7 protein-coding genes are annotated in these 9,435 nt (G+C 74.1%); 3 read left to right on the top strand and 4 right to left on the bottom strand.

All coding sequences use genetic code 11. The features are described from left to right. Together AC0CYZ_RS29130 and AC0CYZ_RS29125 are read right to left on the bottom strand one after the other, a co-directional pair. On the bottom strand, positions 1 to 2,646 hold a 2,646-nt coding region (locus tag AC0CYZ_RS29130), incomplete at its 3' end, for an ATP-binding protein (RefSeq protein WP_472221603.1). Then, on the bottom strand, positions 2,643 to 4,250 hold the full coding sequence (locus AC0CYZ_RS29125; RefSeq protein ID WP_472221602.1) for an AMP-binding protein: 1,608 nt from the start codon (positions 4,248 to 4,250) through the stop codon (positions 2,643 to 2,645). The genes AC0CYZ_RS29125 and AC0CYZ_RS29130, both read right to left, overlap by 4 nt. Positions 4,251 to 4,290: 40 nt before the next feature. On the opposite strand from AC0CYZ_RS29125, the gene AC0CYZ_RS29120 reads away from it, so the two are divergent. Together AC0CYZ_RS29120 and AC0CYZ_RS29115 are read left to right on the top strand one after the other, a co-directional pair. Next, positions 4,291 to 4,887, top strand: coding sequence for a TetR/AcrR family transcriptional regulator (locus tag AC0CYZ_RS29120; protein WP_472221601.1), 597 nt, complete (start codon positions 4,291 to 4,293; stop codon positions 4,885 to 4,887). Between the two features lie 93 nt (positions 4,888 to 4,980). Next, on the top strand, positions 4,981 to 5,847 hold the full coding sequence (locus tag AC0CYZ_RS29115; protein WP_472221600.1) for an SGNH/GDSL hydrolase family protein: 867 nt from the start codon (positions 4,981 to 4,983) through the stop codon (positions 5,845 to 5,847). Between the two features lie 19 nt (positions 5,848 to 5,866). Here AC0CYZ_RS29115 and AC0CYZ_RS29110 read toward each other — a convergent pair whose 3' ends face one another. Both AC0CYZ_RS29110 and AC0CYZ_RS29105 read right to left on the bottom strand, forming a co-directional pair. After that, entirely contained in the window at positions 5,867 to 7,387 is a 1,521-nt protein-coding gene (locus tag AC0CYZ_RS29110; RefSeq protein ID WP_472221599.1) for a class I adenylate-forming enzyme family protein, read from the bottom strand. Positions 7,388 to 7,392: 5 nt separating this feature from the next. Next, positions 7,393 to 8,373: a phosphotriesterase family protein gene (locus tag AC0CYZ_RS29105; RefSeq protein WP_472221598.1), complete on the bottom strand. Its 981-nt coding sequence runs from the start codon at positions 8,371 to 8,373 to the stop codon at positions 7,393 to 7,395. Between the two features lie 338 nt (positions 8,374 to 8,711). On the opposite strand from AC0CYZ_RS29105, the gene AC0CYZ_RS29100 reads away from it, so the two are divergent. Then, the coding region (locus tag AC0CYZ_RS29100; protein ID WP_472221597.1) for a DUF4386 domain-containing protein at positions 8,712 to 9,435 on the top strand (724 nt) is incomplete at its 3' end.

The following is a 9,435-nucleotide window of genomic DNA, read 5'->3' as shown; positions in this document are numbered from 1 at the left end:
GTCCGCGGCGTCGGCGTCGACGGCCCCGCCGAGGTGCTCGGGATTGTTGGCGAGCACGCCGACGGGGCGGCCGTCGAGCCGGGCGAGCGCGGTCACGATCCCCGCCCCGAACCCGCCGCGGAGCTCGAGCACCGAGTCGGTGTCGAAGAGCGCCGCGAGGACGGGCCGGATCGCGTAGGAGCGCAGCCGGTCCTCGGGTACGAGGTGGCGCAGTCGTCGCGGGTCGCCGAGCTCGACGGCGCCGCTGGTCGCGGTGCGCCCGGCGAAGAAGCCCAGCCAGCGGCGGGCGGCGTCGACGGCGGCCGCGTCGTCGGCGACCCGGACGTCCACCACCCCGTTGGCCCACTGCACGTCGATCGGCCCGACGTCGTGCGGAGCGACGACCCCCAGCCCGCCGCCCTCGATCATGGCGGGGCCGCCCATGCCCAGGCTCGAGTCCTCAGTGGCGATGATCGTGTCGCACGCGCCGGCCAGGGCGGCGTTGCCGGCGAAGCAGTAGCCGGAGACGACGGCGAGGGTCGGCACCGTGCCGGCGAGCTGCGCCGCCAGCCGGAACGAGGGGACGTCGAGCTGGGCCACCGCGGACGTGTCAGTGTCCCCGGGCCGCCCGCCGCCGCCCTCGGCGAACACGACGACCGGGAGCCCCTCGCGCAGCGCGAGGGTGAGGAGCCGGTCGGTCTTGGCGTGGTTGTGGACGCCCTGGGTCCCGGCCAGGACCGAGTAGTCATAGGCCAGCAGCGCGACCGGGAGCCCGTCGACGGTGCCCGTGCCGGTCACCAGGCCGTCGGCGGGGGTGCGGGCGATGAGGTCGTCGAGGCCGCGCCGCCGACGCTGGGCGGCGACGGTCAGCGCGCCGTACTCGACGAAGGTGTCGGGGTCGAGCAGGTCGGCGAGGTTCTCCCGCACCGTGCGCCGGCCCCGGTCGTGGGTCCTCGCGACGACCTCGGGGCGCGCCGCGTCGAGCCCGACACGGTGGCGCTCGAGGGCCTCGGCGAGGTCGGCGCGGACGTGGCCGGGGTCCGGGGTGGCGTCCCGGGCGGGCAGCTCGGCGGCCTGCTCGGAGGGCTGCAGCCGGGCCAGCACGGTCCCCGGGGCGACCGCGTCCCCGACCGCGACGGCGACCTCGGCGACCCGGCCGGGCCGGGGGCTGTGGACCACGTGCTGCATCTTCATGGCCTCGATGACCACGAGCTCCGCGCCGGCGGGCACGAGGTCGCCCACGGCCACGGGCACCGCCACGACCACCGCGTGCTGCGGGGAGACGACGGCGTCCGCGTCGGGCTCCGACTCCGCGCGCTCCGGCTCCGCGCGCTCGGGCGTGGCGACGACGAGGTCGGCGAGGTGGGCGTCGACGAAGCCGGTGTCGAGGGCGCCGAGCTCGGGACGTCGGAGCAGGGCGCGCAGCAGGTCGGCGTTCGTGGCGACCCCGACGACGTCGAGGTCGTCCAGGGCCCGCAGGCCGCGGGCGAGCGCGCCGGCCAGGTCCGCGCCGCGGGTGACGACCTTGGCGAGCAGGGAGTCGTAGCGCGGGCTGACCGTCCACCCGGGGTAGGCGTGGGTGTCGACGCGGACGCCGGGCCCGGTCGGCGGTCCGAAGCGCTGCAGCGTGCCGACCTGCGGCACGACGGTGCCGTCGGGCTCGACGGTCTCGGTGTTGACCCGGACCTGGACCGCGGCGCCGCGGCTCACCGGGGGCTGCGCGAGACCCAGTCCGGCCAGGGTGGCGCCCTCGGCGATCCGGAGGCCGACCTCGACGAGGTCGAGGCCCGTGACCTCCTCGGTGACGGTGTGCTCGACCTGGATGCGGGGGTTGACCTCGAGGAACGCGACGTCGTCCCCGGCGACGAGGAACTCCACGGTCGCCAGGCCGCGGTACTCCCCCACCAGCGCGACGGCCATCGCGTGCAGTCGGTACCGGACGGCCAGGTCCGGCGCCGGAGCGATCTCGACGAGCTTCTGCCGACGGCGCTGCGCGCTGCAGTCGCGGTCGCCCACCGCGACGGCGGTGGTGCCGTCCCCCACGACCTGCACCTCGACGTGGCGGGCGCCGGGCAGGTACCGCTCGACGTAGACCGAGCCGTCCCCGAACGCCGCCCGCGACTCCGCGGCGCACTCCCGCAGCGCCGCGTCGAGCGCCGCGGGGTCGATCACCGGCCGCATGCCGCGCCCCCCGCCGCCGGCGAGCGCCTTGACCCTCACCGCGCCGTGGGTCGCGGCGAAGGCCTCGGCGGTGGCGAGATCGGTCGGCGCCGCGGTGCCCTCGAGCACGGGGATCCCGGCCGCGCGGGCCCGCTCGCGGGCCGCGGTCTTGCTGCCGAAGAGCTCCAGCGCCTCGGGCGCCGGGCCGACAAAGGTGATGCCCTGCGCGTCGCACTCCCGGGCGAGCGCCGGGTTCTCGGAGAGGAACCCGTAGCCGGGGTGCAGCGCCGTCGCGCCGGTCTTGCCCGCGGCCGCCACGATCTCCGCGACGTCGAGGTAGGCCGCGGCGCCCGTGCCGGGCAACCGGACGGCCTCGTCGGCGCGCGCGACGTGCCGGCAGGCGGCGTCGTCGTCGGGATGCACGGCCACCGTCGGGATGCCCAGGGTGGCGGCGGTGTCGAGGATGCGGACCGCGATCTCGCCGCGGTTCGCGACCAGCAGCTTCACCGGCCGCCCCGGCGCAGGGTGAGCCCGGCGGCTTCGCGATCCCACCCGGTGGCGCCGCGCTCGCGCAGGAGGTGCTTGTGCACCTTCTGGGTCGGGGTCTTGGGCAGCTCGCCGAGGAACTCCAGGTAGCGCGGGACCATGAAGTACGGCAGCCGCTCGATCAGGAACTCGCTCAGCGCGCGCGGGTCGACCACGCGGCCCTCACGGGGCACGACGACGGCCTTGATGTCGTCCTCGGTCAGCGCCGAGGGCACCGCGACCACGGCGCTCTCGTAGACGTCGGGGTGCTCGTTGATGACCCGCTCGACCTCGAAGCTCGACACGTTCTCGCCGCGGCGGCGCAGCGCGTCCTTCATGCGGTCGGAGAAGAAGAACCGGCCCTCGTCGTCCTGCCGGAACGCGTCCCCGGTGTGCACCCGGCCGTCGACGAGGGTCTCGGCGGTCTTCTCCGGCAGCCCGTGGTAACCGCGCATCACCAACCGCGGGTCCTCCGGGTGCACCCACAGCTCCCCGACGGTGCCGGGGGGCACCTCAACGCCGTCGGGGTCGACCAGGCGCAGGTCGTAGCCCTCGCGGGCGAACCCGCACTCCCCGCCGACCACGGTCTCGGGCGGCCCGTTCATCACCGCGCCGACCTCGCTCATCCCGTAGACGGCGGCGAGGTCGATCCCGAAGCGCGCCCGGAAGCCAGCGACGTCGCTGGCCAGCGGGGCCATGATCGCCAGCTCGAGGGGGTTGTTGGCGTCGTCGGGCCGCGTCTCGACCTGCTGGAGCAGCTCGGCCATCGCGCCGAGCATCACCGTGACCGTGATGCCGTGCTCGCGGACCGTTGGCCAGAACCCGCTCACCGAGAACGACGGCTCGAGCACCACCGGGCAGCGGTGGATGATCCCCTGGTAGATGCCATACCAGAGGCCGGTCAGGTGGAACAGCGGCAGCGTGACGAGCAGCCGGTCACCGCGGACGGGGCGGCCCTGGTCCTCCCGCGAGCCGTACGTGTAGGCGTGGGCGTGGGTGACCATGACGCCCTTGGACAGCCCGGTGGTGCCCGAGGTGTACATGAGGGCGATGAGGTCGCCGGCGTCGATCGGCGCCACCGGGGCCGGGTCGCTCGCGGCGAGCTCGTCGAAGCCGACCACCCGGAGCCCGAGACCGTCCGCCGCCGCGGTGTCGCCCCGCACCACGAGTGTGCGCAGCGACGTCAGGTCGCCGGCGATCCGGGCGATGCGCTCCACGTAGGAGTCCTCGACCACGAGCGTGGGTGCCGCGGAGTCGTTGAGCACGTGGGCGAGGAACCCGCCCTTGTAGGCGGTGTTCACCGGCACCTCGACCATGCCACCGAGCCCCAGCCCCGACCACACGTGCGCGGTGTCGAGGGAGTTGTCCAACAGGGCGGCGACGGGCTCCTGCCGGCCCACGCCCAGCCCGACCAGTCCGCCCGCGACCCGCAGTGACCGCTCGTGGCTCTGCGCCGTGGTGTACCGCGCCGTGCGCGCGATCTGGGCGAGCTCGTCGGGGACCTCGGCCAGGGCGCGCTCGTAGGCCGCGCGCACGGTCCGCTGCTCGACCGGGGGCAGGGACCGACCCGCCACGGATGGGGCCACGGGCTTCCTCCTCGATCCGCCTCGGCGGTACTTTACAGCGGTGTCAAGCCAAGGCCTGGGGGGGCGGACGCTCGCCGAAGAGGACCGTCGCGAGCGGCTGCTCGACGCCGCCGAGGCCGCGTTCTGCGCGCACGGGCACGAGGGCACCACCATCGGCGTGCTGGCCGCGGCGGCCGGGGTGACCCGGCCGACCGTCTACGCCTACTTCGCCTCGAAGGACGAGGTGTTCCGGGCCCTGGCCGACCGGGTCCGCCAGGAGTTCCTCGACCTCCAGGAGGACGTGGACACCACGTCCCCGGAGCGGACCGTGCGCGCGGCGATGGCCGCCTACCTCGCCGCCTGGACCCGCCGCCGCGGCGTCCTGACCGTCATCGCCCACCAGGCGCTCGCCGACCCGACGGTGCGCGCCCTGCGCGACGAGATCGTCGCGCGCGCCGAGCGCCGGAACACCCGGTTCCTCGAGCGACTGGTCGCGGAGGGCCGGGCCGACCCGGCGGTCCCGCCGGCCGACCTCTCCCCCGCGGTGACCGGCATCGTCGCGCGGGCCGCCGAGCTCGCCGCCGACGAGCCCGACCGGTTCGACGAGCTCGCGGTCCGGGTGGGGGACGCCTATCTGCGGCTCGCCGGGATCGCGTAACACCGGCGTCATCCCGGACGACCCACGACCCAGGGACGGTCCCGCGGCCGGGCGGGACCGGCGGTCCCTGTCGTCGTCGGAGGGGGATCCGTGGTGGGACGAGCACGCCGGGTGCTGGGGCTGGGTGCCGCGTTGTCGGCCGTCGTCACGCTGCTGGTGGTCGGGTCGAGCGCCTCGGCGGCGCCCGCGCCGCCGCTGGAGTACGTCAACATGGGCGACAGCTACAGCGCCGGGAGCGGCATCGTCCCGCCGGCGCCGGGAGCGCCGCCGCAGTGCACCCAGTCGGCGCTCAACTGGGGCCACGACCTGGCCGCCTCGCAGGGCTACCACCTCACCGACGTCTCGTGCGGCGGCGCCCAGACCAAGGACTTCTTCACCCCGCAGTTCCCCGGCGTGGCGCCGCAGCTCGCCGCCCTGTCGACCTCGACCCGCCTGGTGACGCTGACCATCGGCGGCAACGACAACAACGTCTTCGTCAACGCGATCGGCGCGTGCGGCTCCGCGGCCGCCACCACGGCCGGCCAGGGCAACCCCTGCCAGCGCACCTACGGCACCACGTTCGTCGACACGATCAACAAGAGCACCTACCCGAACCTGGTCAAGGCGCTCGCGGCGGTCCGGCTCAAGGCGCCCCGGGCCCGCGTCGCGATCTCGGGGTACCTGCAGATCCTCCCGCCGACCCAGGGGTGCTACCCGATCGTGCCGGTCGCCGTCGGCGACGTGCCCTACCTGAACGGCATCGAGGCCGCGCTCAACGACGCCGTCCGCCGCGCCGCCCAGCGCACCGGCGTGACCTTCCTCGACGAGTCCGGCACCTCGGCCGGCCACGACGCCTGCAAGCCGATCGGTACCCGCTGGGTCGAGCCGGTCGTCGGGTCCACCAACTACGTCCCGGTGCACCCCAACGCCCTCGGCGAGCAGGCCATGGCCGACCGTTTCCTCGCCGTCGCGAAGCCGTAGCCCCGGCCCGGTCCGGGGCTCATCGGCCCCGCACCGGCGCGCCCCACTCGGTGGTGTCGCGCAGGGTCCGCTTGAGCAGCTTCCCGCCCGGGTTGCGCGGCAGCGGGTCGGTGGTGACGACGACGTACTGGGGCACCTTGAAGTCGGCGAGCTGGGTGTCGAGGTGGTCCAGGACGACGCCGACGTCCACGTCGGTGCCCACCAGCACGGCGCCGACCTTCTCGCCCATGACGTCGTCGGGCACCCCGACCACCGCGGCGTCGGCGACGCCCGGCGCGCCGGCCAGCGCGTTCTCGACCTCGACCGAGTAGACGTTCTCGCCGCCGCGGTTGATCACGTCCTTCGCGCGGTCGACGATCCGGACGAGGCCGTCGTCGACGCGGGCGAGGTCCCCGCTGTGCAGCCAGCCGTCGACGAAGGTTGCCGCGGTCGCCTCGGGCGCCGCCCAGTACCCGTCGACGACGTTCGGGCCGCGGATCAACAGCTCGCCCACCCCGGCCTCGTCGACCTCGGCGAGCGCCAGGTCCACGACCGGGGCGGCGAAGCCCACCGAGTCGGCGTGCTCGGCGGCCCACTCGTGGGGGAGGAAGGTCGCGATCGAGCTGGTCTCGGTGAGCCCGAAGCCGTTGCCCAGCCGGGCCTGCGGTAGCCGCTCCATGAGGCGCCGGACCAGCGCGGGGGCGATCGGCGCCCCGCCGTACGTCAGGCGCTGGACGTGCGAGAGATCGACGCCCACGTCGTCGCGTGCCAGCGTCAGCCCGTAGATCGCGGGCACGCTGACGAGGGTGTCGATGCGCTCCTCGACGATCGTGCGGACGAACGCGGCGCCCTCGAAGGTCGGCAGCACGACCGTCGTGCCGCCGAGGCCGAGCTGGACCAGCAGCTGCGAGTTGCAGCCGGTCACGTGGAACAGCGGCACCGAGACGAGGTTGCGCAGCGTCGGACCGTCGGCGCGATCGATGCCGATCACCCGGATCGCGGTCTCGACGTTGGCGAGGAAGTTGCCGTGCGTCGTCCGGGCGCCCTTCGGCCGGCCGGTGGTCCCGCTCGTGTAGAAGATCGCGGCCAGGTCGCCGGGGACGAGGTCGTCGAGGGCCTCCGGGTGACCGGTCGGCAGCGGCGCGCCGGGCCGGAGCACCGCCGCGGCCTCGCTGTCCGCGAGCACGTACTCGACCTCGGGCGTGGCGAAGCGGGTGTTGACCGGCACGGCGACCGCCCCGGCCAGCAGCGTGCCGAGGAAGCCGACCACCCAGTCGACGCCGGCCGGGAGGAGCGAGGCCACCCGGTCGCCGCGCCGGACGCCCTCGCCGACCAGACCGCCGGCGACCCGCGCGGCGCGGTCCCAGAGCTCGACGTAGGTCAGGCGCTCGCCGCCGACCTCGACCAGCGCCTCGACGTCGGGGTGGCGTTCCACCGACGCCCGGACCATCGCGACCACCGAGGGCTGGAGGTGGTCGTAGCGCGCGATGCCGTCGGCTCCGCGGGTGATGCCCGAGGTGTCGAACGGTGCCGCACCACGCGGCAGGGGCTCGGGTGCCATCGCGCTCACGCTCCGGTGAAGTATCGGCGCGGGTTCTCGACGAGCATCGTCGTGAGCTGGTCGTCGGTGACCCCCTGCTCGCGGAGCGCGGGCAGCACGTCGTGGTGGATGTGCTCGTAGTGCCAGTTCGGGGCGGCCTGGGCGAGCGCGGCCTGCGCGTCGTCGCCGGAGAAGAAGTCCATGTAGCAGGCCGCGTCGTGCGCCAGGACGATCCGGTCGGCGTAGCCCTGCGCGCAGAGAGCGGCGATGGTGGCGACGCGCTGCTCGGTGGGGTTGAACAGGTCCAGCCCGAAGCGGTCGCAGCCGATGGTGGCGCCGCGGTCCATGATCTCGCGCAGGTAGTCGAGGTCGTTGGTGTCCCCGGCGTGGCCGACGACGACCTTCGTGAGGTCGACCCCGTCGGCGGCGTAGAGGTCGAGCGCGAGCCGGCCGGTCTGGTGGGCCGAGTTGGTGTGCACGGTGATCGGGACACCGGTCTCGACATGGGTGGCCGCGATGGCGTGCTGGATCCGGGTCTGGTCGGGGGTCAGGCCCCGCTCCTCGACGACGCCCTTGAGGAACGCCGCCTTGATCCCGGTGCCGCCGATGCCCGCGCGGATGTCCTTGAGGAACATCTCGATCATCGGCTCGTCCCCGCCGAGCAACGTGCCGGGACCGCGGTAGTGCAGGTAGTGCGGGATCTCGTCGAAGGTGTACAGCCCGGTCGCCACGACGATGTTGAGGTCCACCTCCGCGTTGATGCGGGCGACCCGCGGGATGTAGCGGCCGAGCCCGACGACGGTGGGGTCGACGATCGTCGTCACGCCGAGGTCACGCAGGCGCCGGAGCTTGGTGATGGCGTCCGCGACGCGGACCTCCTCGTCCCAGTAGTCGTCGCCGTAGTTCTGCATCATGTCCGGGGTCAGCACGAACACGTGCTCGTGCATCAGCGTCGTGCCGAGGTCCCCGACGTCCACCGGCCCGCGCACCGTCTCCACCGAGGGCATGCGCCCGCACCTCCGCCGCGTCGTCGCGTCGCCCGGACCGGACGGTTCCGGTGTGATCCGGACCACTCTACGGAGGCGGGGGCAGTGCGCCAGCCCCCTCGGCGACACCTCCGACGTCGGCACTCCGCAGAAATGGTCACCGGGCATCCCGGCGGGCAGCCGCGTGCCCACCGACCCCTGCGAGGTCAGCCGCCGTCAATCGTGTGGGGCCATCCTTGACTTTCCTCGGGACAGCGTCGAGCGTCCGCAACGCAGCAATGGTGCGTCAGGGACACAGGTCCCGACCCCGGTCTCGACCCCGCCGGAGCGAAACCCGAGTGCTCCAGTGACGAGGACCGATGTCGACCGTGACCCCGAACCCACCCGCGGAGCGGGACGCGGCCGACGCCCCGGGGCGCGATCCGGCGTCCTCCCTGAGGAGGACCGCGGCCGTCGCGGGCGGGCTCTACCTGCTCACCTTCGTGACGTCGATCCCGACGCTCCCGCTCTTCGCCCCGCTGCAGGAGCCCGGCTACGTCCTCGGCCCCGGTCCCGACACCGGGGCCCTCTGGGGCGTGCTGCTCAATGTGGTCTGCGCGCTGGCCGGAGTCGGGACCGCGATCGTGCTGTTCCCGCTGCTCAAGCGGCAGAACGAAGGTCTGGCGCTCGGCTTCGTCGCCTCTCGCACCATCGAGGGCGTCCTGATCATCGTCGGCGTCGTCTGTCTGCTCTCGCTCGTGTCGCTGCGCCAGAATCCCGCCGGCGTGGAGACGGCGTCGCTCGTGGCCGGCGGCGCCATGCTCGTCACGCTCCACGGCTGGACGTTCGTCCTCGGCCAGAGCCTCATGCCGGCCGTCAACGCGTCGTTGCTCGGCACCCTGCTCTACCGGTCGCGACTCGTGCCCCGGGCCCTCCCGCTCCTGGGACTCGTCGGCGCGCCCCTGCTCCTCGCCTCCGTCGCCGCGACCGTCTTCGGGCTCTACGACCAGACCTCGCCGATCGGGACGGTCGCCGCGCTCCCCATCGCGTTGTGGGAGTTCTCCCTCGGCGTCTGGCTGGTGGTCAGGGGATTCAGTCCCTCGT

Source organism: Actinomycetospora sp. (assembly GCF_055612215.1).
This window is presented reverse-complemented; position numbering and strand designations above follow the sequence as displayed.